The sequence below is a fragment of the Larsenimonas rhizosphaerae genome, assembly GCF_026240105.1.
Lineage (GTDB): Bacteria > Pseudomonadota > Gammaproteobacteria > Pseudomonadales > Halomonadaceae > Larsenimonas > Larsenimonas rhizosphaerae.
Window position 1 is genome coordinate 688438 of the sequence record NZ_JAPIVE010000002.1, and the last position, 23755, is coordinate 712192.

A 23755-nucleotide genomic window follows, 5' to 3' on the forward strand; every position below is an offset into this window, starting at 1 on the left:
GGGAGACCTGCCGGGAGAGGGCTGCCTTACTGGCAGGCCTCACAGTCCGGATCATCAATGGAACAGGCCAGCGGCGGTGCAGAGCCCAGCGGGGCTTCTGCCTGCGGGGACGGCGCACTGGGCGCTGCCTCTGCCTGCGGTACCTTGACGCCGGTCAGCTTGCCATCAGTGCCCTTGAGGGTGGATTTCTCGACCCGTGAGCTTGCCTGGGCGCGCAGGTAGTAGGTGGTCTTGAGGCCGAGGGCCCATGCCATCTTGTAGGTGGTATCCAGCTTCTTGCCGGATACGCCTGCAATGTAGAGGTTCAGGGACTGAGCCTGATCGATCCATTTCTGGCGACGGGACGCTGCTTCCACGATCCATTTCGGCTCGACTTCAAACGCGGTGGCGTAGCGAGCCTTCAGCTCGTCGGGAACCCGGTCGATGCCCTGAACGCTGCCGTCGAAGTATTTCATGTCATTGACCATGACTTCGTCCCACAGGCCCGCTTCCTTGAAGTCATTGACCATGTGCTGGTTGATGACCGTGAATTCGCCGGACAGGTTCGATTTGACGTACAGGTTCTGATACGTCGGCTCGATGGACTGGGATACGCCACAGATGTTGGAAATGGTGGCCGTCGGCGCGATGGCCATGACGTTGGAGTTACGCATGCCCTGTGTCTTGACGGTCTCGCGCAGGCTGGTCCAGTCCATGGTCTGATCACGGTTGACCTGGATGTACTGCTCGCCACGTTCTTCAACCAGCATCTCGAGTGAATCGATCGGCAGTACGCCCTGGCTCCAGAGAGAGCCCTCGTAGCTTTCATAGCATCCGCGTTCGGCGGCCAGGTCGCTTGACGCCTTGATGGCGTGGTAGCTGATCTCTTCCATTGAGCGGTCGGCAAAGGTGACGGCCTGCTCGGAAGCGTAGGCGATGCCCTGCTTGTAAAGGGCGTCCTGGAAGCCCATCAGGCCCAGACCTACCGGACGATGACGGAAGTTGGAGCGTTTGGCCTGCGGCACGGCGTAGTAGTTGATGTCGATAACGTTATCGAGCATGCGAACAGCGGTTCTGACCGTACGACCCAGTTTTTCGGAATCAAGCTTGCCGTCAACGATGTGAACGGCCAGGTTGACAGACCCCAGGTTACAGACGGCGATCTCGTCCACGGAAGTATTCAGGGTGATCTCGGTACACAGGTTGGACGAGTGCACGACTCCGGTGTGGCGCTGCGGGCTGCGCAGGTTGCACGGATCCTTGAAGGTAATCCACGGATGGCCTGTTTCAAACAGCATCGTCAGCATCTTGCGCCAGAGATCCTTGGCCTTGACCCGCTTGAAGAGCTTGAGCTGGCCGGTCCGGGTCATTTCCTCGTATTCGGCAAACCGCTTTTCAAACGCCGCGCCATACAGGTCATGAAGGTCCGGGGTGTCGGCCGGAGAGAACAGGGTCCACTCCTGATCTTCAATGACCCGCTTCATGAACAGGTCCGGAATCCAGTTCGCGGTATTCATGTCATGGGTACGGCGACGGTCATCACCGGTGTTCTTGCGCAGTTCGAGGAATTCCTCGATGTCCAGGTGCCAGCTTTCAAGGTAGGCACAGACGGCGCCCTTGCGCTTGCCACCCTGGTTGACGGCGACGGCGGTATCGTTGACCACTTTCAAAAACGGTACGACGCCCTGGGACTTGCCGTTGGTGCCCTTGATGTAGGAACCCAGTGCACGTACCGGCGTCCAGTCGTTACCCAGGCCGCCGGCCCACTTGGAGAGCATGGCGTTATCACGGATGGCGCCATAAATGCCGTCAAGCGCGTCGGGTACGGTAGTCAGGTAGCAGCTCGACAGCTGGCTGCGGACCGTGCCGGCGTTGAACAGCGTCGGCGTGGAGGCCATGTAGTCAAAGCTTGAAAGCAGCTCGTAGAACTCGATGGCGCTGTCATTCCTGTTCGCTTCATTCAGCGACAGCCCCATGGCCACACGCATGAACATGACCTGCGGCAGTTCATAGCGAACGCCTTCACGGTGCAGGAAGTACCGATCATAGAGGGTTTGCAGGCCCAGATAGGTGAACTGGCTGTCACGCTCATGGTTCAGCGCGTCGCCGAGGCGCTCGAGGTCAAACTCGGCCAGTTTGGGGTCAAGTTGTTCAAACTCGATACCGCGGGCGATATACGCCTGGAAGGCCGGCTTGTAGAGGGCTTCCATTTCGCCGTAGGTGGCTTCATCCGCCACTTCGAGAAAGGACAGGGCTTCACGGCGCAGGTTGTCCTGCAGCAGGCGAGCGGTCACGAAGGTATAGTTCGGCTCCTTCTCGACCAGCATCCGCGCGGTCATCATCAGCGCCGTTGCCACACCTTCGGCGGTCACGCCGTCGTACAGGTTCTTGAGGGATTCATCGACCACGCGCTTGATCTCGACATTCTCGAGTCCGCGGCAGGCTTCGGTGACCAGTACTTCGATACGTCCCAGATCCAGCGGCTGACGGCTGCCGTCCGGCTGAGTCACATTGATGGTGGGATGCGGCTTGTCAATTCCCTGGGCGCGTGAGGCGCGCTGACGGGCATGCTCTTCACGGTACAGAACGTAGGCACGGGCGACCTTGTGCTCCCCCGAGCGCATCAGGGCCAGTTCAACCTGATCCTGAATATCCTCGATATGCAGCGTGCCACCATCGGGCATGCGGCGTGAAAAGGCGCTGACGATCTGTTGAGTCAGTTCGCGCACCTGTTCGCGCAGGCGGGAAGAGGTTGCCGCATTGTCACCTTCAACGGCCAGAAAGGCCTTGGTGACGGCTACCGAAATCTTGGCCGTATCAAACTCGGCCACATCACCGCCGCGTTTGATGACGCGGAAATGCTTCGGTGCCTGGACATCCTCGATGCCGATATCGTTGATCTGTTCTGACAGCGTCGAACTCATGGACTCACCTTTATATGTACAAGATGTACCGGTTATTTCTCGCCACGCCGCGCCTGCGCTGTCTGTGCGACAAAACGCTTGAAGGTACGGGGAAACAGGGGCTTGACGGAGAAAGCAAAAAATGGTTCAAACCCCATATGTAGGGGTTTTTGAATCTGTGGGCACAAGATAAGCCATTAACGTGATCCTATCAAGAGCGCGTATAAGCCATTAACGTGATCCTATCAAGAGCGTGTTCGGGGTGCTGGATGGTGTCTTCCTGTGGGTAAACCTGTGTGTAAAAAGGCAGGGGGCGAGGCGTGGCCGGGGGTTGCGGCAAGGGGATAATCCGCATTGTGGGAGGGCCTGCCGACGCCAGATTTTTGATGGCTTGAGTACACTGAAAAAAGAACTTTTTCTTAAGGAGTGGTCTGAGTAACGCCAGGTCTTTTTGAGGGCTTTCGCATCCACCGTGTATGCAGAAGTGCCTCAAATGGTTTATTGAACGTGTATTTGATAACGTGGGACTCACGTTACAAGAACGGAATCAGCTATGATGGCGCTATAAGTGCAGTCATGGATGTTGTTATCCGGCATGAATATGCTCGGTGACAGCTGACGAAAGGCAAGATGGCTGTCGCCGGTTTTTTCTATTAGTTAACCATTGGACGGATTGCTCCTTGGATACCACGAACACCGCCCAGGATCATATTCTGATCATCGAAGATGATGAACGTCTGGCCTCCCTGACCTGTGAATACCTTGAAGGCAACGGCTTCAAGGTCAGTGTCGAGCATGATGGAGCCAACGGGGTAGAGCGCATTCTGGCGCTTCGCCCGGATCTGGTCATTCTGGATTTGATGTTGCCGAACGAAGATGGTCTGTCCATCTGCCGCCGCGTACGCGATCAGTATTCAGGCCCTATCCTGATGCTGACGGCTCGCACCGACGACATGGATCAGGTGCTGGGTCTGGAGATGGGGGCCGATGATTATGTGCCCAAGCCGGTTCCTCCGCGGGTTCTGCTTGCCCGCATGCGTGCATTGCTGCGCCGGTCCGACATTCCGGAAGCCAGCGGCTCCGATGCGCGTATCGAGTTCCGCGATCTGGTGATCGATTCCGGCACGCGCGAAGCATGGCTCAACAGCGAGCGCATCGATCTGACCAGTGCCGAGTTCGATCTGCTGTGGCTGCTGGCTTCCAATGCCGGCCGCGTACTGACCCGCGAGGAAATCTTTTCTGCCCTGCGAGGCATCAAGTATGACGGACAGGACCGCTCCATTGATGTCCGTGTATCGCGCATCCGGCCCAAGATCGGTGATGACCCGCACCATCCGCAGCGGATCAAGACCGTCCGCAGCAAGGGCTATCTGTTCGTCAAGGATTTCTGATTGATGAGGCAGTCCTCTCGGGGAGGTGTATTCCTCCATGTCTACCTGGCGATCTTTGCCGCCCTGCTGGTGATTTTCATCCTCGGCCTGGTGGGGGTGTCGCTCGTCAACGATATGCGTGCCCAGCAGTATCGTGAAAACCTGGCCAGTGCCCCGATGGCACTTCTGGCCTTCATGGTACGCGAGCAGCCGGAGGACGACCGCGATCAGTGGTTGCGCGAATACGAGGCCTCTCTCGGCATGGGGCTGGCGCTGTCCGATTCCGAAACCCTGATGCTGGATTACTGGGATCGACGGCGCCTGCGTCGTCAGCATGTACTGGCCTCCCGTGTGGAAGGTGAGTCGGGCTGGCGCCTTTATCGATCAATGAAGGGGTCCGACCAGGTGCTGGTAGCCCACTTCAGCGGGCTGAGTGAGCAGCAGCCCCAACAGCTGATGTCCCTGTTGCGAAGCTGGCTTGAGGAAGTGCCCACCGAACAGCGCGAAAACCGCTTCAAGCAGTTGCGTGATGCCAGTGCACTGCCCATGGGCATGGGCAGCGGCACCCCGGTCGGGTTGAGCGTGGCGCAGGGCGAGCAGCTCAATGCGGGTAACGTCGTGATCAGCATTGCGCCGGACCGCCCCTTTATCAGCCTGTTTGCCCAGCTTTCCGACGGTCGATGGATTACTGCCGGCCCCATTCATCCCTTTGAGCCCATTCCGACGGCCACCATTGCCATCTTGATGATCGGTATGCTGCTGGTGCTGGCAGGTACCATTTACCTGATTGTCGGCCGGGTCGAGGTGCGGGTGAAGCGGCTTGAAAAGGCAGCGTCACGTCTGGCCGCTGGTCATCTGGATACTCGAGTCAACGTCAATTCCAACGATTATCTGGGGCAGCTGGGCCATGCCTTCAACGACATGGCCTCTCAGGTGCAGGTAGTCCTGTCTGCGCAGCAGGATCTGATGCGGGCGGTGTCACATGAGTTCAGAACGCCGGTGGCTCGGATTCGCTTTGCGATCCAGATGGTCGATGACATGAGTGAGTCGCCGTCGATCAAGCGTCAGATTGCCGAAATTGATGCAGATATCGAAGCGCTGGATAATCTGATTGATGAAATCCTGACCTATGCCCGCCTCGACAGCGCTGGCGATGGCAGGGTGCCGCTGACCATTTCCGACGTGGACAGCGAGGCCGTGGTCAAGCGAGTAATCGATACGCTTCAACCGCTGCATGCCGAGCTGACGCTGGTCAATAACTGCTTCGAGGCGCCGCTGGTCGCGGCTGATGAGCGCTATCTGCAACGTGCCCTGCAGAACCTGGTAGGTAATGCCTGTGCCCACGGTCGGGAGCGCATTGAAGTATCCCTTGAGCAGAAGGATGGCCGGGTTCAGTTTCATGTCGATGATGATGGCCCGGGGGTTCCCGAACGTGATCGCAAGCGCATTTTCAAGCCGTTTGCGCGGCTTGACGATAGCCGGGCGCGACGCTCCGGCGGTTATGGGCTGGGGCTTGCCATCGTGTCGAAGATTGTATTCTGGCACCAGGGTGATGTGTATGTAGGGGATGCGCCCACCTTGAGCGGCGCGCGCTTTACCATTGAAATTCCCACCTATACCGGTGACCTGCCTGACATGTCATCGACGCGGCCTCGCAAGAGCTGAAGCCGAACAGCCCGACCGTCAGGTCGGGCGAATGCCCGAAAGCACCGAAAATGAGGTGTCTCGGGCCGTGCTTAAAAAGTCAGTCATCCAGGGATGTTCCATCAGTTCCCGTCGTACGGCGGCGTACAGCGTCCCCCACAGGCCTGTTTCTCCCATTGGACGTGCCTTGATGTAATCCCGTTCCAGATATTCGGTCATGGCCCAGTTGGGCAGGGCACAGACTCCACGTTCGCTTGCGACCAGTTGCATCATCATGATGGTCAGCTCGGCGGTGCGTATTTCCCTGGGATGCACGTCGGCAGGGGTAAGAAATTTCGTGAACACATCCAGCCGAGTGTGCTCCACCGGATAAATGATCAGCGTCTGGCTGGCAAGATCCTTCGGTTGAATGAACGCATGCTTTGCCAGGGGATGCTGCTTGGCAACAGCCAGCAGGCCCTCGTAGCGAAAAAGCGGCTCGTAATGCACATCCGGCAGTGGCTGTGGATCGGCGGTGATTACCAGATCCAGCTGACCACGGGCGAGGGCTGGCAACGGGTCGAACGCATTGCCGCTTGGGATATCGACTTCGATATCCGGCCAGTGATCCCGGAATTGATCGATGGTCGGCATCAACCACTGAAAGCAGCTGTGGCATTCAATGGCCATGTGCAGCCGGCCACGCTCTTCTCCGCCTGCCATTCGCGCTATATCGCGCTCGGCCATCCGAAACTGCGGCATTACCTGATCGGCCAGCGTCAGTAGGCGCTGCCCCGCCGGTGTAAACCTGACCGGACGGGTCTTGCGAAAAAAAAGAGGGCTGCCCAGACGGTCCTCAAGATCCTTGATCTGATGAGACAGTGCTGATTGAGTCAGATGTACCCGCTCGGCTGCATCGACCAGCGAACCGGCATTTCTCAGTGCCACCAGAGTGCGTAGATGGCGAAGCTCCAGCATATTAGTGAACCTTTTTCATTCGGGAGTGATCACTGCTGATTATTACTCATGAACAGGGTGTTGTCAGAGATCGTCATCGGTCGGCAGGCGGCTGGCACTGTCGCTCGATCACCAGCGCGGGGGGAGCATAGGTGGCCGGGCAGAGAGCACCGGGCGTAAACAGGCGTTGCCAGACCCGTGACAACTGGTCTGCACTGTAGCCAGGCCCCTGAGCCTGCGTAGAGTCCACTGGTGTCCAATGGGTGTTATCCCGGCGGGCAATGGCAAAGCGGAACGCTTCGCGCCCCGGCAGCCCCATGCGCAGGTCAGTGGCTATCAGCTGGTCTCCCTGTGCACGAAACATCAGTCTCCCCTGAGTAAACCAGAGCAACCGGCGCGCTTCCGGCCAGTGTGTGGCCGCCACGGCGTTCTCCGGAAAACGTCTGAACGTATCAAACCGAGGCGGCGCGTCATCAAAAATACTGACATAGCTTTCATGGCGCCGATCGCCCTCCAGCACGACGACGCGCCACAGGAATGTCGTCATCGGCATGGGTTGAATAAAGCGGTCGGCCTGTTGCCAGCGGTGGTCGATCAAAACGGGTGAGATGCTGGCCCTGATGATCTGTTTGGCAGTAATGGCCCATCCCATATACAGGGTGGACAGTGCCAGACCGATGACCACGCTTCGGTGAAGGGAGGGACGAACGAGCGTGATCAATACCCCCAGCAGCAACGGTAGTGTATACAGCGGATCGATAATGAAAAGCGTATCAAGGGCAATGGGCGGTGAATTCAATGGCCAGAACAGGCGTGTGCCGTAGGCGGTCAGGGCATCCAGCAATGGATGGGTGATCAAGGGTAGAAAACAGAACCACCACCACAGGTGGGCCGGGATATGGCGCGTTCGTCGCCAGCGTGACAGCCCCAGGGTCATCAGTGCGGCCAGCACGGTCAGAACCAGCAGAGAGTGACTGAACCCGCGATGACCGGTGAAGTCGGCAATGGCGCTGCCATGGCTTATCAGAACATCCATATCCGGAAGCGTCCCGAGCAGGGCACCTCCGATGAGGGCCTTTCTGCCCAGCGGGCGGCCGAGCACGGCGCCGCCTAGGGTGGCGCCCAGCGCCGCCTGTGTGATCGAATCCATAAGCTGGTCTTCACCATCGTGTCGGGGAATGGTGACAGCCTAGCAGGGTCATGTTGGACTAGACTCGTTATTTTCAACGACTTGATGGCATATCCCCCATGGCGCTTTCAGAAGGACTCACCGTGCGTTTTCGACACGCCGCCGCTGAGACGAACGGCATCGACGAGGCGGTTTATCATCGCCATGACAAGGATCCACTGGTACCGATTATCGGCATGGGCCGATGTGATCTGCGTGTGGGGTTTTTCGGACGGGACCCGGGCCGCGATGAGGTGAGATACGGTGAGGCGTTCATTGGGGCCGGCGGCCAGCTGATACGCCGGGCGCTTCATGAGCACCTTTATCATGAAGCCATGCCTGATTTTGACGCCTCAAAAGATGTGGGGAAACATGTCTTCTGGGCTAACACGGTCCCGTATAAGCCTGTCGGCAACAAGGCCTGGTCGATGGCGGTCAAACGTCGATTTCACCCGTTGGTCCGTGAACTTCTGCTCCAGCAGTGGAAGGGCACCACGCTTGTTACGCTGGGGCGAGAGGCGTTTTTCTGGTTCGGTATCGATCAATCGAAAGAGGTGCGGGATCGGTTGGCGGCGTTCTGGAAGCGGGATGACCGATTCGAGGCCCACTGTGAGGTAGTGCTGGATGATGCTCAGGGCAACCGGCGATCCTTCACGCTTTATCCGCTGCCGCATCCCTCGCCGCTCAATCAGGTCTGGTACCGCCGTTTTCCGGCGCTTTTGAAACAGCGCCTCGATCAGGTGGAATTGAGCCTGGATGATATGACGCTATAGCGGCTGCCGGCTCCTTGAAGACATGATGCGCAGCAGAACGCGGCGTTTTTCGTGAAAACGCCGCGAATGTCAGACGGTGGTCAGAACTGGTAGCTGATGGTGGCGATAACGCTACGCTCCTGACCGTAGTAGCAGTTACGAAGGCTGGTGCAGGAAGAAACGTAGGTCTCATCCAGCAGATTGGTCGCATTGATGCGGGCGTGGACTCCGGACAGGTCAGGGGTCAACCTCCCAAGGTCGTAGGCGAGCATGGCATCGACCAGCGTGTGGGCGCTTACCTGGGTGGTATTTTCGTTGTCTGCCCAGCTGCTGCCGACATAGCGTATGCCGGCCCCCACCTCCAGCCCGTTCAACAGCCCTTTCTCGATATCATATCTTCCCCAGACCGAGGCCATGTGTCGCGGTGCTTCATAGGGTGTGTTGCCCTCGGTGTTGTCGTTGGTTTTGACATACTCCATGTCGGTGTAGGTATAAGCAGTCAGCAGAGAGAGCTGGCTGGTGAGGTGAGTTGTTGCCGATAGCTCCACGCCGTGAGTGCGCACCTTGCCGATGGGCTCGTAATAGGTCGCTGTTCCCGCCGGCACGTCGGCGGCCTCCGCGACATTGGTTTGCGTCAGTCGGTAGAGCGAGGCGGTGTACTGGTCCTGAGTGCCAGGCGGCTGATATTTGATGCCTGCTTCATACTGCTGACCTTCGGTTGGCCCCAGAATATCGCCGTTAGCGTCTGAGCGTGTATTCGGGTTAAAGGATTCCGAATAGCTCAGGTAGGGCGACAGGCCATTATCGAAAGCGTAGAGCAGGCCTGCGCTGCCGCTGAACTGGCTTTGATTATCGCGGGAGCTGGTGTCTGTGTTGCGCGTGTCACTGGTCGCTCGGGTCCAGTCCTGGCGCCCGCCCAGACTAAGGCGCCATCCACCAATGGCCAGCTGATCCTGCAGGTAGACACCGGTCTGCTCCACCTTGTGGCGCCATCTTGTCGCGGTGCCGTATTCGATGTTTGGCGTGCCATAGCGCGGCGCAAAGGCGTCAAGCGTACTGGCAGAGCCAAATTGCCAGGTGCCCGTATTCCGACGGTGCTGATAGTCCAGCCCGGCCAGAAGGGTGTGCTCGACCGGGCCGGTGGTGATGTCGAACTGCAACTGGTTATCGAGGGCATAGGCGTTCAGTGATTCATTGGAGCGGGCTGCACCGCGTTCAAGCCGATCGCTGTTGTCATCAATAAAGGTGCGGGCATAGATCTGGTCGTAATCGATATCCATCGAGAGATAGCGAAAGTTCTGGCGCGCCGTGAGCGCTTCATTGAGGCGGTGTTCAAGGTGATAGCCCACCATCCGCTGATAGCGGTCAAACCGATTGGTGTTCGGCTCGCCATCGAAGAAGTGACGACTGATGGTGCGGCCGTTGCGATCGTGAAGAGTGCCATCTGCCGGAACGAAGCCATAGAACCCGCTGGCGGGGTCGTGCTGAAGGTAGGCCATCAGGGTCAGCGTAGTATCGGCGTCAGGTTCAAATGTCACCGACGGCGCAAGGGTATAACGCTCACGCGCGCTGTGGTGATACATGGTATCCGAGGCATCTGCCTGCCCGACCAGCCGGTAGGCCACGGTTCGCTGATGATCGACCGGACCACCAATATCGAAGCGAACGGCGCGTTTGCCGTTGGTGCCGGCAGTGACCTGTAGTTCGCGGTAGGGCGTGAAGTGTGGTCGTTTACTGGTCAGGGCGACCAGTCCACCGGGCTGATTCTGACCATAGAGCACCGAACTCGGCCCTTTGAAGACATCAACACGCTCCAGAAAATAAGGATCGATTTGCGGTGTGTTGTAGGCGCCTGCATCGCCGAGCAGTTTCAGGCCGTCGAGGTAGGTCGTGTCGAGACTGCTTGTGCCCCCGAAGCCGCGCAGGGTCACAAAATCGTATCGGCTTGCGCCAGCCCCTCTACCGCCTGCAAAAACGCCGGGCGTGTAGCGAAGCGCCTGCTGAACCGACTCGGCGCCCTGATCCTCGATCTGCTGTCGGGTCACCACCGAGACCGAGCGTGGAGTTTCAATAAGCGGTGTATCGGTCTTTGTTGCACTGAGGCTGGTGTTGGCGGTGTAGCCCTCGGTCGGGCCGAGTGCATCGTACAGCCGGCTCGAGGTCACGGTCAGGCGCTGAGCGCCGGTCTGTGCAGCTGGATCAGCCTTTATCGCAGTGATGTTCTCGTCGGCCAGTGTCGATGACGACAACGTGCCGAGCAGGGCGCTCAGTAATAGAGAGTTGCCGGTCGATGCATGGATGTAGGGCAATGATGACATGGTTGTCTCGTTCCTTGCAGGAATGCCGTATAAGGAGAAGTTCGCTAATGCGAATCTTATTGATAGTCAATATCATTTGGTGGGCAATCTTACACCGGCTGGCGAGACTTTACACGTGTGATAGACAGCGTTTCAGTCGGGGCGAATCGCGTAGCGCCCGCTGCCCATGAGCAGCAGGGCAAAGGCGCCGAATAGCCACATGACTTCAAGCTCTATTCGCCAGCCGCCATGAGGCGTCAGCGTAAGGATGTGAGGAAGATGATAAAGGCCCAGTGCGGCCAGCATGTTGATGATGACCAGCGCTGCCGCCAGACGGGTCTGAAAACCCAGCAGCAGCATGATGGGGGCAATGATTTCGCCCACGAACACGCCATGGCTCAGCCAGCCGGGCAGGTGTATCTGCTGCAGGTGGGTGGCGATATCCGACAGCACGGCATGTTCCCCCACCTTGGCCACGCCATGCAGCAGCAGGGTGAAGCCGATCCCGAGTCGCAACAGCAACCGGCCGGTGTGGTCATTGGCAAAAGCGAAGAGAGACACGGGGTGCTCCTTGAAAAGCCGCACAGGTGGCGGCAGATACTGTGCCATTGTTCCATACTGCAGGCCAGTGCAATACACTGGCCCTGCCTACCACATTAAGGATGAAATTGTATGCAATATTTGCACACCATGGTCCGGATTACCGATATCGATCAGTCGCTGCACTTTTACTGCGACCTGCTCGGCATGAAGGAAGTGCGTCGCAAGGAAAGCGAGCAAGGGCGTTTTACACTGATTTTTCTGGCGGCTGATGAAGATGTCGCCCGTTCCGAGCAGGACAGCGCACCGGAACTGGAGCTGACCTGGAACTGGGATCCGGAGGAGCTGACCACCGGTGCACGCAACTTCGGTCACCTGGCCTTCCGAGTGGATGATATCTACGCCACCTGCCAGCATTTGATGGATAACGGCGTGACCATCAATCGGCCTCCGCGCGACGGAAACATGGCCTTTGTCAAATCACCGGATGGCATCTCCATCGAGCTGCTGCAAAAGGGCGATGCAAAGGCGCCGGCCGCACCCTGGGACAGCATGGAAAATACCGGCAGCTGGTAAGCTGCCAGGGCTGATCCCTGGCCCGAAACCTGTCATCGGTGCGGCGTGTTCGTCGCGCCGATGTGCCCCGCCACTCCACTTCACACACCGGTTGCCACCACAGGGCGGCATGCTCTCCCTTCAGCTGGCGCCTGTCCGGCCGTATTTGACTACGTTTAACGGGGCGTCATGCCTGCAGGGTCCATGTGATGCCTGCGCACTATTACGGACACTGCTTTCGATGCGAGAGCGATCAAGGATGATCGGTATGAACATACTGGACCGGTTTCACCAGTGGCTGTTGGAGGTGCCGGATAACGCCTCGACGCAAAATGGCCGCTATTTCGAGATCTTTGCGCGGCTGCATCTGGTCGTACTGGGTGCCTGCCTGCTGTTTTATGTACCGGTCTATGGTGTGCTGGGACAACCGGTCATGATCGGGATCGGGCTGGGTAGTGTGCTTCTGCTTCTGATATCCCTGTTCGCGCTGCGTCGGGGCTTCATTGATATATCCGTGGTGCTTCTTCCGGCGGCCCTGCTGGGGCAGGCGCTGGCGGCTACCCTTTATTTCGGCATTGCAAGCGGGTTCAGCATCGTGGCGGTACTGGCGGTGGTTCTGGTCTTCATTGCCGATTTTCCGCTGGCGCTCAAGTGTGTCTGTTCGACGGGATTTCTGCTGGTTACGGTAGGAACGATCTTTTCGGTGCAGTCTTCATTGCCGTTGTCGCCCCTGCCTTACGAGCTTCGCCAGACACTGCAGTTGCTGAATCTGATCGCCGTATGTGCGCTGGTCGGGCTGGTCATGTACCACGTGGGGCGTGTGGCCAATCGGCTGGAAAAACAGTATCGACACAGTGCTACCCGTGATTCCCTGACGGATATATTGAATCGGCGCGGAGTGCTGGCAGAAGGCGAACGCTATCATCGCATGGGAGGGCAATATGCGGTGCTGTTGCTCGATGTTGACTACTTCAAATCCATCAATGATACGCGTGGCCATGCCAGTGGCGATGAGGTGTTGCGCCATCTTGCCCGCTGCATGAAGCATAGTACGCGTGATGGCGATGCCCTGGGCCGGGTCGGTGGGGAAGAGTTTCTTATTTTACTGCAGGACTTGTCGATTGAAGGCGCGGTATTCATCGCAGAGCGCTTGAGACAGAAGATCGAGCGCAGCCCCTGTATGCTGGCTCAGGGAGAGCCGGTCAATGTCACGGTAAGCATTGGTGTTGCCTGCTCGGAACACCACCCTCAGGGGCTGGCGGCGGTTATCGAGCAGGCAGATCAGCGGCTGTATGCTGCCAAGCATCAGGGGCGCAATCGGGTTGTTTCGACGACGCCAGTAGCAACCTGATGGCACCTGACTCAGCGGTGCAGGTGCAGGCGTCGAATAATATGCTGTAATCGGTTGGCGAATGCCTGCGTCAAGGTGGACGCCAGAGGCGTACCCAGCCACCAGGGAAGCACGATCAGGGCGATGGCCAGTGATCCCATATAGACGTCACTGAACCAGTGCGCGCCGACCATGATGCGTGGCGCGCTCAGCAATACGACCAGCGCGACGCTCAATGTAGCCAGCCGGCGTGACGCAAACTTGAGCATGAAGCCGGCAAACACCATCAGCATCAGTCCGTGATCACCGGGAAAGCTGTTGTGCGCGCTGTCCTTGGCCGGAATCGATACGATATCGGTCAGGTGATGTGCCTCGGCGAAAAAGAGCGTCGGGCTCGCGTGACCATACTGAATGCCATCATTGGTGAACAGCGCCAGCAATCCGGCGGTCAGCAGCATCACAACCCCGATGCCTGTCCACTTGACCCCTCGTTTCGGTGAGGGGTCATGCTTCATGGCCAGGACAAACAGTATCCCCATGACCCCAAAGGCGGCGGCATCAAAGAAACGCGTGTTCAGCAGCGCCAGTATCATGGTCCAGTCCGGGTGACGCAGGGTGATGAACTGGTTGAAAAACCAGAAGATGCTGTCGTCCACGGTGGTCCAGAGGGTCAACTGGGGCAGATACCAGCTGAATACCAGCAGGGCGCCAAGCACGTTACACAACAGGATTCGGGCAAGGGTCATGAGACATCTCCCTTTTCTGGCGACATCCATCGTGTCAAACCGGCGCTGATCCAACGGCTTGTTCGGCTCGCCAGTGGTGTGCACAGTACCCAGGGCAGCAGCAACAGCGCCAGTGACAGGGATCCGACCATCACATCGCTCAGCCAGTGTGCTCCGACCATGATGCGAGGAGCGATGGCGCAGGTTACCAGCCCGATGCTGGCCAATCGTGTTACTCGGTCGCCAAAACTCAGCATGAAGCCGGCAAAGATCATGGCCATGATGCCGTGATCACCGGGAAAGCTGTTGCCGGCGCTGTCCTTGGTCGCAAAATGTACGAAATCCGACACCAGTGACGCCTCCGGAAAGAACCGGGTAGGGCTTGGATGATGAATCGGCAGGTGACGTACGATTTCATTCATCAGTCCGGCGGTAATCAGCATTGTCATCCCGATGCCCACCCAGCGCTGCCATCCACGCTGCTGATCGCGAAGACAGGCCCATAGCATGATGGCCAGCATGCCGGCGATGATCGCCAGATCGAAGCGACGGCTGTTAAGTGCCGCCAGCACCGTATCCCAGTGAGGGTTATCCAGCGTAATAAAGTGGTTGAAGAACCAGAACACGCTGTCATCCAGCGTCGTCCAGAGCGTGACCTGAGGTATCCACCAGCTGGTGACGAGCAGTAGCCCTGATGCGTTGAGGCAGAAAATGCGGGATATGTTCATGACGCACGTATCTGTTAAGTCTGAGGTAAGACTACTATAAGGCAATATACCGAAACAGAACAGTGTTTTTTAACATTGTGTTAAGTTAGGTATGCAGTTTCTGCGTGGATGGTCACAAAAAACGGCCGCACAAGGCGGCCGTTTGCTGATCAAGGGATGGCTGTTTTAAAGGCGGACAATCTTTTCACGCTGGCTGACCAGTGCCGCCAGGGCATCACGGAAATCGGCCAGCTTGGCCTGTTCCTTTTCGACCACGACTGCTGGAGCCTTGGCAAGGAAGCCCTCATTGCCAAGCTTGCGTTCGGTACCGCCGATCAGGCCCTCCTGCTTTTTGATCTCCTTGTCCAGCCGAGCCAGCTCGGAATCCTTGTCGATCAGATCGGCCATGGGCACCAGCACTTCCATATGCCCCACCAGTTGGGTCGCTGATACGGGCGGCTCCTGTGCGCTGTCGAGCCACTGCACATCACTCAGCTTGGCCAGTTTGGTCAAAAAGACCCGATTGGCGTCAAGCTGTTGGCGGTCGGCATCGCTGCCCTTGTCGAGCAACACGTCCAGCGGCTTGCCAGGGGCGATGTTCTTCTCGGCACGAATGTTTCGTACTGCCACAATGACGCCCTTGAGCCATTCGACGCTGGCGGTGGCTTCATCGTCGACCCGGTTCGTATCGGCTGTCGGCCAGGGCTGGATCATGATGGAGTCGCCCTCGACACCGGCCAGCGGGGCGACACGCTGCCAGATCTCTTCGGTAATGAACGGCATCATCGGATGGGCCAGTCGCAGAATGGCTTCCAGCACCCGTACCAGCGTGCGGCGCGTGCCGCGCTTGGCTGCCGGCTCGGCTTCCTCATCCCACAGTACCGGCTTGGAGAGTTCCAGATACCAGTCGCAGTATTCGTTCCAGACAAAGTCATAAAGGGCCTGGGAGGCATGATCGAAGCGGTACTCATCCAGCGCGCGCGTCAACTGGGCTTCAACCTGCTGTAACCGGGAAATGATCCAGCGGTCGGGCAGTGACAGCTCAACCTCGCCACCGTCAGCGCCGGTGTCCTGATCTTCGGTATTCATCAGGACATAACGCGCTGCATTCCACAGTTTGTTGCAGAAGTTGCGGTAGCCATCGAGCCGGCCCATGTCGAACTTGATGTCGCGTCCGGTCGATGCCAGTGACAGGAAGGTGTAACGCAGGGCATCCGTGCCGTGAGGCTCGATGCCGTCCGGGAACTCGGCCTTGGTGGCTTTGGCGACCGCCCTGGCCTTCTGTGGCTGCATCATGTTACCGGTACGCTTGTCGAGCAGGGTATCGAGTTCGATGCCATCGATCAGATCGATCGGGTCGAGCACGTTGCCCTTGGACTTCGACATCTTCTGGCCCTGGCTGTCCCGTACCAGGCCGTGAACGTAGACGGTCCTGAAGGGGACCTGGTCCGTGAACTTCAGGGTCATCATGATCATTCGGGCGACCCAGAAGAAAATGATGTCAAAGCCGGTTACCAGTGTGCCGGTCGGGTGGAACGTTTCAAGTTCCGGCGTCTTCTCCGGCCAGCCGAGGGTGCCGAAGGTCCAGAGTCCGGAGCTGAACCAGGTATCAAGGACGTCGTCGTCCTGGGTCAGGACCACGTCATCGCCCAGACCATGCTGGTCGCGAATCTCCGCTTCACTGCGCCCTACATAGAAGTGCCCATCGGCGTCATACCAGGCTGGAATACGGTGGCCCCACCATAGCTGGCGGGAAATACACCAGTCCTGCAGGTCGCGCATCCAGGCAAAATACATGTTCTCGTAGCTTTTCGGCACGAACTGGATATCACCATTCTCGACAGCGGCGATGGCTGGTTTGGCGAGTTCTTCGACGGCCACGAACCACTGATCGGTCAGCAGCGGCTCGATGACGTCACCGGAGCGGTCGCCATAGGGCAGGGTGTTGGTAATGGTCTCGACCTGAGCCAGCAGGCCAAGCGCATCCATGTCGGACACCAGCTTCTCGCGGGCCGCGAAACGGTTCAGGCCGTGATAAGCCTCGGGCAACGTGGCATCGATGTCGGACAACGGCTTGCCGTCCATCGTGAAGATGTCGGCCTGCGGCAGAATCGCTGCATCCTTGCTGAACACGTTGATCAGCGGCATGTCATGGCGCTTGCCGACGGCGTAGTCGTTGAAGTCGTGCGCCGGGGTGATCTTGACACAGCCCGAGCCCTTGTCCATTTCGGCGTGTTCGTCCGCGACCACCGGAATGCGTCGGCCGACAAGCGGCAGATCAATGTACTTGCCGACCAGCGAGGCATAGCGCTCATCCGCCGGATTGACTGCGACACAGGTATCGCCCAGTAGCGTTTCCGGACGTGTGGTGGCCACGATCAGATGATCGTCACCGGCATCAGTCGTCACGCCATCGGCCAGGGGGTAGCGGAAGTGCCAGAATTGGCCCTGCTGTTCGCGATTTTCCACTTCAAGATCGGAAATGGCGGTATGCAGCGTCGGGTCCCAGTTGACCAGCCGCTTGCCACGGTAGATCAGGTCGTCGTTGTAAAGGCGAATGAAGACTTCCTGCACCGCCTTGTAAAAGCCATCGTCCATGGTGAAGCGCTCACGGCTCCAGTCGACGCTGGCCCCCATGCGACGAAGCTGACGGGTAATGTGGCCGCCGGATTCGTTCTTCCATTCCCAGATCTTGTCGGTGAAGGCCTCGCGTCCCAGGTCATGGCGGCTCTGGCCGGTTTCGTGTTGCAGCTTGCGTTCTACCAGCATCTGGGTAGCGATACCGGCGTGGTCAGTACCTACCTGCCACAGCGTATTGTTGCCCTGCATCCGCTTGAACCGAATCAGGGTATCCATCAGGGTGTCCTGAAACGCATGGCCCATGTGCAGATTACCGGTCACATTGGGTGGTGGAATCATGACGGAAAACGGCGCGCCCTGGCCTGACGGAGCAAAGCGCTGATCAACTTCCCATTGGTCATACCAGCGGCGTTCGATTGATTCGGGTTGGTAGGTCTTGTCCATGTACTGACTCGATAGCATAGAGCAGGGTGCAGGGTGCAGAGCTGCTCTGTTGTGAGTGGCAAAATGAGGGATGGCGGGGAGTATAGCGCCTGGAGGGGGGAGGCGTCATCGGCAAGGGGCGAGCAGCGACAACAACAGGCTGAGTGGCGAGGTCATCTGGCCGGCAGGGGGGCAACGGGCGCGGATACTCATCGTCAACGCGCCCGTTTTGGCCCCGGTATCGAACGCCCTCAGGCCTGAGTGGCTGGTGCCCCGTGTGTCGAGCTGTCCGGGATGGGAAAGATTACGTCGTAAACCCAGTTGAAGATCAAGGCGTAGGCCACATAGAAGACGGCCAGCGAGGTAACCAGTGGTGCGGCCTCGGTCAGCGTCTGACCCAGATAAAGCGCAATCAATGGCAGCAGGACGCAGATCAGCCCCAGTTCAAAGCAGATGGAATGAGCCACCCGCATCAGTACGGTCTTGTGAACATGGCCGCGCAAGCGCTTGAGTGCATGATCCACGCCCAGGTTGTAGAAGTAGTTCCAGACGGTGGCCACCACGACGCTGATCACTCCGACCATGCCCATATGGCCGACGCTCAATGAAAAAAGCAGGTGTCCCAGCGGCATGACGATCAACAGGCCGATGATTTCAAACATCAATGCGTGGCGAATACGGTCAAGGGTAGTGCGCATGGTGTCGAGCTTCCGGTAAGTGATACGGCGTACTATCATCCATGAAAGTGCCAAAACCAAGTTGGATACCATCTGTTTCAGTGATGGTTCATGCCATGTATCGTCAGCCACTCCCTGTCCCGGAAGCGCGCCATGACCCCAACGCTTGAACAGCTCAGTGCCCTTGTCGCCACGGCGGATACCGGCTCGTTTTCGGCGGCCGCGCGACGTCTGGGCAAGGCACAGTCGTTGATCAGTACACACGTGGCCAACCTGGAACTCGATCTGGGGCTGACACTCTTTGATCGCAGCGCTCGCCTGCCGGTACTGACGCCTGGTGGGACACGTATGGTGGCCGAGGCACGAAGCGTGCTGGCCCAGCGAGAGCGTTTCCTGGGGGTGGCGCGCCACCTTGAAGCGCATATCGAGCCACGCTTGAGCCTGGCCATTGACGAGTTTTATCCCGAACATCTGATTGGTGGGTTGATGCAGGGTTTTGCTCGTCAGTTTCCCAGCGTCGAAATTGAAATGCATTTTCCACTGCTGGAGGATGTGGGGCGCATGCTGAATTCCGGTCAGGCGGATCTGGGGGTGATCTGCCGCCCGCAGCCTCTGTTTCCGGCACTTGAGACCCGTCCGATCGGCCGCGTGCCGCTACGGCTGGTGTGTGGTCAGACACACCCGCTGGCCGAAGAGAAAAGCGTGACGCCTGACTGTCTGAAGCAGCACCGCCAGTTGATCGTGGCCACGCGTGGTCAGCCGGGCTCACGTCTGGCCGAGCGCATTGGCGCGGATGTGTGGTGGGTTGAAAGCCACTTCGTGATGCTTGAGCTGGTCAAGCACGGGGTAGGCTGGACGCTGATGTCCGATCATGTGATTGCGGCGTCACCGGCGCGTCCGTCGCTGGTCACCCTGACTGCCCCGGCACTTGAACGCTGGGTGGCGCTGGAGCTTGGCTGGCATGCCGGCCGAGGGCTGGGTGTGGCAGGAAGCTGGCTGCGAGATCGCTTCCTGACACAGCCCCTGGCGCCGCCGGTCGCCCTGGAGCGGGGCTGATCATGCTCAGCCCTTGATCTGGTGTGCCTTGACCGGGTAGCCGCGTGATTTATAGGTCTGCCAGCAGGCCCGTTTGGCCACCAGTACCTCCTGATGCTGGTTGATGATTTCAGCCACCCGCTCAACGTGGGAAAACCAGTCCGGGATGTCAGGGTGGAGGTTCAGCAGGGCATCCACGCCTGGCGGTGGTTCATGGTTCCAGCCCAGGGTGACCGGTGCCTCGGGCGTCAGCGGTTCGACCACCAGCGCATGGGGGACATAGCTGTCGGGCCGAAATGACCAGAGACGCTCATCCATGTCACGGGCCATGGCTTCATCCTCGCAGTGAACATGCAGCCGGTATCCCTTGGCAAAGATGGTCTCGGCCAGCCGACAGGCAAAGGCCAGCCGACCATCGAGCGTTGTCTGTGACAGGATATAAAAGTCGATGTGCGTCATGAGGGGGGCTTAAACGCCTCCGTCAATATCGATACGGGCCCCGGTGGTAAACGAGGCTTCATCGCTGGCCAGCCAGAGAATGCCGTGTGCCACTTCCTCGGCCCTGCCTGCACGCCCCATGGGGATGTTGGCCGCTGATGTCGTGGGCTTGTCCGGATTGCCGCCGCTGGCATGAATATCGGTATCGATCACGCCGGGGCGCACCCCATTGACCCGGATGCCATCACCGGCCAGTTCCTTCGCCAGGCCTTCAGTGAAGGTATCAATGGCCCCCTTGGAGGCTGCGTAGTCCACATACTCATTGGCGCTGCCACGATGGGCCGCTGCCGATGAGACATTGATGATGGCGCCGCCCTGGCCGCCATGACGCGTGGACATGCGACGGATGGCTTCACGGGCACATATGAAGGGCCCGGTGACGTTGATTCGCATCATTCGGTCGATCCGCTCGATGCTCATGTCTTCGACACGGCTTTTTTGATCGACAATACCGGCATTGTTGACCAGCACGTCCAGGCGTCCGAACTCACGGTCGACCGTATCGAACAGGGCCACGATATCGGCTTCGTGCGCCATGTCGGCCTGAATGGCAATGGCAGCGCCACCTTCGCGCGTGATGGTATCAACCAGCGCCTCGGCGCTGGTTCTGTCACTGCGGTAATTGATCACTACGCGATATCCCTGGCGCGCGGCCAGGGAGGAGGTGGCGGCGCCGATACCGCGGCTTCCGCCGGTAATCAGCATGACCTTGTCCATGAGGATCTCGCTTATGCCAGTTGAGTGAGCCAGCCGTGCCGGTCTTCGGCACGACCGTACTGAATGTCGAGCAGCTTCCTGCGAAGCGTGGAGGCGATGTCGGTCTGCCTGCCACCGGCGATGCGCTCTTCCGGCGTGACCAGTTCGGCAATCGGGGTAATGACGGCAGCGGTGCCGCAGGCGAAGACTTCAGAGATTTCTCCGCTTTTCACGCCATCGCGCCACTCATCGATGCTGATGCGCCGTTCTTCGGGCGTCAGCCCTTCTTCCCGGGCAAGCTGCAGAATGCTGTCACGGGTCACGCCTTCCAGAATGGTGCCGGTCAGTTCCGGAGTGACAATGCGACCGTCCTTGTAGACGAAGAACAGGTTCATGCCGCCAAGCTCTTCGATCCACTTGTTTTCGACGGCATCGAGGAACGCGACCTGGGCGCAGCCATTGGCTTCGGCTTCCTGCTGAGCGACCAGCGAGGAGGCGTAGTTGCCGCCACACTTGGCCGCGCCGGTGCCGCCTGGCGCCGCTCGGTTGTAGTTCTGGGACAGCCAGATGGAGACGGCGTCAAGGTCGCCCTTGAAGTAGGAGCCGGCCGGCGAGGCGATGACGTAGTAGTCCACCAGTTTGGCCGGTTTGACGCCGAGAAACTTCTCGCTGGCGATCATGAATGGGCGAATGTAGAGGCTGCATTCCTCGGTGTCGTCCTTGGGCGTGGGGACCCAGGCCTTGTCCTGTCCGACCAGGGCCTTGACCGAGCCAAGGAAGGTGTCGTCATCGAGCTCGGGCAGCGCGAGGCGGCGCGCGGAGCGACGAAAGCGCTCGGCGTTCTTTTCGGGACGGAAGGTCCAGACACTGCCATCGGCATGGCGGTAGGCCTTGATACCTTCAAATATTTCCTGGGCGTAGTGCAGGACCGAAGCTGCCGGGTCCAGCATGATCGGGCCATAGGGCACGATTTCACCCGGCTCCCAGCCACCGTTTTTTGTCCAGCGGACGTGTGCCATGTGGTCGGTAAAATAACTGCCGAATCCGGGGTTGGCCAGAATCTTGTCCCGAATACCGGCCTCGGTGGCGCAGGTGGTGGGACGGACGTAAAACCCTTGAGTGCTCACTGAACGATTCTCCCTGATATCCGAATGTACAGGTGGTGAAGAGATTAGGCTGCTAGCCAACAAAATGAGAATGACACAGGCACGCCGCGCCCGGAAAGGGGCGCGGCGAGATCAATCATTCTTCGTTGAACTGGGCAATTTCCTCGGCCCGGTTGAAAAGGTACTGGCTCAAAAGCCCGACCGGCCGACCGGTGGCTCCTTTCTTGCCGTTCCATGCGACGCCGGCAATATCCAGATGCGCCCAGGGGTAGTTGTCCGTGAAGCGAGAGAGGAAGCAGGCCGCGGTTATGGTGCCTGCCTTCTTGCCGCCGATATTGGCAAGATCTGCGTAGTGGGAGTCGAGCTGACTCTGGTATTCATCCCACAAGGGCAGGTGCCAGGCGCGGTCCCACGCCTGCTCGCCGGCTTCCAGCAGGTCCAGTGCAATGTCATCATCGTTGGACAGCAAGCCGGCGGCGTGGTCGCCCAGTGCCACAATACAGGCGCCGGTCAGTGTGGCGATATCGATCACGCTGGCCGGATTGAAGCGTTCTGCATAGGTCAATGCATCGCACAGGACCAGGCGGCCTTCTGCATCGGTATTGAGGATTTCAACGCTCAGCCCCTTCAGGGTCTTGATGATGTCGCCTGGCTTGAAGGCTCGGCCATCCGGCATGTTTTCCGCTGCGGCCACGATACCGACCACGTTGATGGCCGGTCGGGTTTCCAGCAGGGTTTTCATGGTGCCGAAGACGCTGGCTGCGCCACACATGTCGAATTTCATTTCATCCATGTCGGCACCCGGCTTGATCGAGATGCCACCCGAATCAAAGGTAATGCCCTTGCCGACCAGAACATGCGGGGCTTCCTCATTGCCGGCGCCCCGGTATTCCATGATGATCAGACGAGAGGGTTCTTCGCTGCCGCGCCCTACGGCCAGAAGGGCACCGGCGCCGAGGTTTTCCAGTTCCTGTTCATCCAGAATGGTAACGTTCAGGGCGCTGTCGCGCCCCAGCGCTTCTGCCTGCTCTGCCAGATAGCGTGGTGTGCAGATATTGGCTGGCAGGTTACCCAGCTGGCGTGCCAGATTGATGCCCTGACCGACGGCCTTGCCGCGGGCCAGCCCGGCTTCTGCCTTTGCCTTCTGGTTGGAATCGCTCAACAGTACCTGCATCTGCTCAAGCGTGGGCCGGGTCTTTTTGGTGATCTTGTAGTCATCGAAATGGTAAAGGGCGTAAAGCGTTGCTTCGGCAATCGCGTGCGCCTTCCAGGTGATGTCATGGTCTGCCAGTTCGATATCGGTAAATGCAATGGCAGCATTATCGATGCGCAGGGTCAGGGCGTGAGCCAGTGCCGCATCGAGGGCCTTGCGAAATACGGCCGGAGTCATCCTGTCGGTGGTACCGCAACCGACCAGCAGCAGCCGGTCGGTATTGAGGCCCGGTGCAAACGGCAGCAACTGGGTGTGACCGGGGTCTGCCTCGAAATCACCGCGCTCGATCAACTGACCGATCAGACGTTCGCTGGCATCGTCAAGTTTGTCGGTGGCCGAGAGTAACGGGCCGTCCTTGAAGACCGGGACGATGATACAGTCAGTTTCGGTTTTGGCCGGATTTACGGTGAGAACAGGAAAATCCATGGTGTCTCCACAAGACAAGGAAAGAGGGATTCGCGATAATGCGGATCGACGATAGGCTATAACGTACGATCGTTTGTCGCCTGGCTGGATGTATATAAGTGTACGCAAAGGCCGGCGGCTTTGCATGGGTGAACGTAACGCCGTCTGCGACGTCGTACAACCCGGGTACCGGTGGTGCTCGAGAGTCATGAAGGG

Annotated in this window: 19 protein-coding genes; 6 read left to right on the top strand and 13 right to left on the bottom strand. The window is 58.7% G+C overall.

The window, feature by feature from the left end; genetic code table 11:
* Positions 1-26: 26 nt before the first annotated feature.
* Positions 27-2903 carry a ribonucleoside-diphosphate reductase subunit alpha gene (locus tag OQ287_RS09640; protein ID WP_250935584.1) on the bottom strand — a complete coding sequence of 959 codons (2877 nt, stop codon included), beginning with the start codon at positions 2901-2903 and terminating at the stop codon, positions 27-29.
* Between the two features lie 659 nt (positions 2904-3562).
* On the opposite strand from OQ287_RS09640, the gene OQ287_RS09645 reads away from it, so the two are divergent.
* Entirely contained in the window at positions 3563-4273 is a 711-nt protein-coding gene (locus OQ287_RS09645; RefSeq protein ID WP_250935586.1) for a response regulator transcription factor, read from the top strand.
* Between the two features lie 3 nt (positions 4274-4276).
* On the top strand, positions 4277-5917 hold the full coding sequence (locus tag OQ287_RS09650) for an ATP-binding protein (protein WP_250935588.1): 1641 nt from the start codon (positions 4277-4279) through the stop codon (positions 5915-5917).
* A gap of 18 nt (positions 5918-5935) precedes the next feature.
* On the opposite strand, the gene OQ287_RS09655 is transcribed toward OQ287_RS09650, so the two are convergent.
* Both OQ287_RS09655 and OQ287_RS09660 read right to left on the bottom strand, forming a co-directional pair.
* A complete protein-coding gene (locus OQ287_RS09655; RefSeq protein WP_250935590.1) occupies positions 5936-6853 on the bottom strand; it encodes a LysR family transcriptional regulator in 918 nt (305 codons plus the stop codon).
* A 73-nt stretch (positions 6854-6926) separates the two neighbouring features.
* Entirely contained in the window at positions 6927-7982 is a 1056-nt protein-coding gene (locus OQ287_RS09660) for a metal-dependent hydrolase (protein ID WP_250935592.1), read from the bottom strand.
* A gap of 122 nt (positions 7983-8104) precedes the next feature.
* Here OQ287_RS09660 and OQ287_RS09665 point away from each other — a divergent pair, with 122 nt between their 5' ends.
* On the top strand, positions 8105-8773 hold the full coding sequence (locus OQ287_RS09665) for a uracil-DNA glycosylase family protein (RefSeq protein ID WP_250935593.1): 669 nt from the start codon (positions 8105-8107) through the stop codon (positions 8771-8773).
* Between the two features lie 80 nt (positions 8774-8853).
* On the opposite strand, the gene OQ287_RS09670 is transcribed toward OQ287_RS09665, so the two are convergent.
* Both OQ287_RS09670 and OQ287_RS09675 read right to left on the bottom strand, forming a co-directional pair.
* Positions 8854-11070, bottom strand: coding sequence for a TonB-dependent siderophore receptor (locus OQ287_RS09670; protein ID WP_265896297.1), 2217 nt, complete (start codon positions 11068-11070; stop codon positions 8854-8856).
* A gap of 132 nt (positions 11071-11202) precedes the next feature.
* Complete coding sequence (locus OQ287_RS09675) at positions 11203-11610, bottom strand: DoxX family protein (RefSeq protein ID WP_265896299.1); 408 nt, start codon at positions 11608-11610, stop codon at positions 11203-11205.
* A gap of 111 nt (positions 11611-11721) precedes the next feature.
* Here OQ287_RS09675 and gloA point away from each other — a divergent pair, with 111 nt between their 5' ends.
* Both gloA and OQ287_RS09685 read left to right on the top strand, forming a co-directional pair.
* Positions 11722-12165 carry a lactoylglutathione lyase gene (gloA, locus tag OQ287_RS09680; RefSeq protein WP_250935596.1) on the top strand — a complete coding sequence of 148 codons (444 nt, stop codon included), beginning with the start codon at positions 11722-11724 and terminating at the stop codon, positions 12163-12165.
* A gap of 247 nt (positions 12166-12412) precedes the next feature.
* Entirely contained in the window at positions 12413-13495 is a 1083-nt protein-coding gene (locus tag OQ287_RS09685; protein WP_265896300.1) for a GGDEF domain-containing protein, read from the top strand.
* An 11-nt stretch (positions 13496-13506) separates the two neighbouring features.
* On the opposite strand, the gene OQ287_RS09690 is transcribed toward OQ287_RS09685, so the two are convergent.
* From OQ287_RS09690 to OQ287_RS09705, 4 genes are all read right to left on the bottom strand, one after another.
* The gene (locus tag OQ287_RS09690; RefSeq protein WP_250935598.1) at positions 13507-14220 is read right to left on the bottom strand and encodes a phosphatase PAP2 family protein; all 714 of its coding nucleotides are present in this window, start codon (positions 14218-14220) and stop codon (positions 13507-13509) included.
* Entirely contained in the window at positions 14217-14927 is a 711-nt protein-coding gene (locus tag OQ287_RS09695; protein WP_265896301.1) for a phosphatase PAP2 family protein, read from the bottom strand. The genes OQ287_RS09690 and OQ287_RS09695 overlap by 4 nt, the downstream gene beginning before the upstream one ends.
* Before the next feature lie 165 nt (positions 14928-15092).
* Complete coding sequence (locus tag OQ287_RS09700) at positions 15093-17930, bottom strand: valine--tRNA ligase (RefSeq protein WP_265896302.1); 2838 nt, start codon at positions 17928-17930, stop codon at positions 15093-15095.
* Between the two features lie 230 nt (positions 17931-18160).
* Complete coding sequence (locus tag OQ287_RS09705) at positions 18161-18607, bottom strand: PACE efflux transporter (RefSeq protein ID WP_250935602.1); 447 nt, start codon at positions 18605-18607, stop codon at positions 18161-18163.
* A gap of 132 nt (positions 18608-18739) precedes the next feature.
* Between OQ287_RS09705 and OQ287_RS09710 the strand changes: the two genes are divergently transcribed.
* Positions 18740-19642 carry a LysR family transcriptional regulator gene (locus OQ287_RS09710; protein ID WP_265896303.1) on the top strand — a complete coding sequence of 301 codons (903 nt, stop codon included), beginning with the start codon at positions 18740-18742 and terminating at the stop codon, positions 19640-19642.
* 6 nt (positions 19643-19648) lie between these two features.
* On the opposite strand, the gene OQ287_RS09715 is transcribed toward OQ287_RS09710, so the two are convergent.
* From OQ287_RS09715 to OQ287_RS09730, 4 genes are all read right to left on the bottom strand, one after another.
* The gene (locus tag OQ287_RS09715; protein ID WP_250935606.1) at positions 19649-20080 is read right to left on the bottom strand and encodes a DNA polymerase III subunit chi; all 432 of its coding nucleotides are present in this window, start codon (positions 20078-20080) and stop codon (positions 19649-19651) included.
* A gap of 9 nt (positions 20081-20089) precedes the next feature.
* The gene (locus OQ287_RS09720; RefSeq protein WP_265896304.1) at positions 20090-20836 is read right to left on the bottom strand and encodes a glucose 1-dehydrogenase; all 747 of its coding nucleotides are present in this window, start codon (positions 20834-20836) and stop codon (positions 20090-20092) included.
* Between the two features lie 11 nt (positions 20837-20847).
* Positions 20848-21942, bottom strand: coding sequence for a branched-chain amino acid aminotransferase (locus OQ287_RS09725; protein WP_250935610.1), 1095 nt, complete (start codon positions 21940-21942; stop codon positions 20848-20850).
* Positions 21943-22057: 115 nt separating this feature from the next.
* Positions 22058-23560 (bottom strand): leucyl aminopeptidase, encoded by a 1503-nt coding sequence (locus tag OQ287_RS09730; protein WP_250935612.1) that lies wholly within the window; start codon positions 23558-23560, stop codon positions 22058-22060.
* Between the last annotated feature and the right edge of the window lie 195 nt (positions 23561-23755).

What these genes read in the sequence shown, in the direction of transcription:
- OQ287_RS09660 (WP_250935592.1), bottom strand. Translation starts at nt 7,982, where the DNA reads ATGGATTCGATCACACAGGCGGCGCTGGGCGCCACCCTAGGCGGCGCC.
- OQ287_RS09685 (WP_265896300.1), top strand. Translation starts at nt 12,413, where the DNA reads ATGAACATACTGGACCGGTTTCACCAGTGGCTGTTGGAGGTGCCGGAT.
- gloA (WP_250935596.1), top strand. Translation starts at nt 11,722, where the DNA reads ATGCAATATTTGCACACCATGGTCCGGATTACCGATATCGATCAGTCG.
- OQ287_RS09670 (WP_265896297.1), bottom strand. Translation starts at nt 11,070, where the DNA reads ATGTCATCATTGCCCTACATCCATGCATCGACCGGCAACTCTCTATTA.
- OQ287_RS09650 (WP_250935588.1), top strand. Translation starts at nt 4,277, where the DNA reads ATGAGGCAGTCCTCTCGGGGAGGTGTATTCCTCCATGTCTACCTGGCG.
- OQ287_RS09705 (WP_250935602.1), bottom strand. Translation starts at nt 18,607, where the DNA reads ATGCGCACTACCCTTGACCGTATTCGCCACGCATTGATGTTTGAAATC.
- OQ287_RS09655 (WP_250935590.1), bottom strand. Translation starts at nt 6,853, where the DNA reads ATGCTGGAGCTTCGCCATCTACGCACTCTGGTGGCACTGAGAAATGCC.
- OQ287_RS09640 (WP_250935584.1), bottom strand. Translation starts at nt 2,903, where the DNA reads ATGAGTTCGACGCTGTCAGAACAGATCAACGATATCGGCATCGAGGAT.
- OQ287_RS09720 (WP_265896304.1), bottom strand. Translation starts at nt 20,836, where the DNA reads ATGGACAAGGTCATGCTGATTACCGGCGGAAGCCGCGGTATCGGCGCC.
- OQ287_RS09710 (WP_265896303.1), top strand. Translation starts at nt 18,740, where the DNA reads ATGACCCCAACGCTTGAACAGCTCAGTGCCCTTGTCGCCACGGCGGAT.
- OQ287_RS09715 (WP_250935606.1), bottom strand. Translation starts at nt 20,080, where the DNA reads ATGACGCACATCGACTTTTATATCCTGTCACAGACAACGCTCGATGGT.
- OQ287_RS09690 (WP_250935598.1), bottom strand. Translation starts at nt 14,220, where the DNA reads ATGACCCTTGCCCGAATCCTGTTGTGTAACGTGCTTGGCGCCCTGCTG.
- OQ287_RS09695 (WP_265896301.1), bottom strand. Translation starts at nt 14,927, where the DNA reads ATGAACATATCCCGCATTTTCTGCCTCAACGCATCAGGGCTACTGCTC.
- OQ287_RS09730 (WP_250935612.1), bottom strand. Translation starts at nt 23,560, where the DNA reads ATGGATTTTCCTGTTCTCACCGTAAATCCGGCCAAAACCGAAACTGAC.
- OQ287_RS09700 (WP_265896302.1), bottom strand. Translation starts at nt 17,930, where the DNA reads ATGGACAAGACCTACCAACCCGAATCAATCGAACGCCGCTGGTATGAC.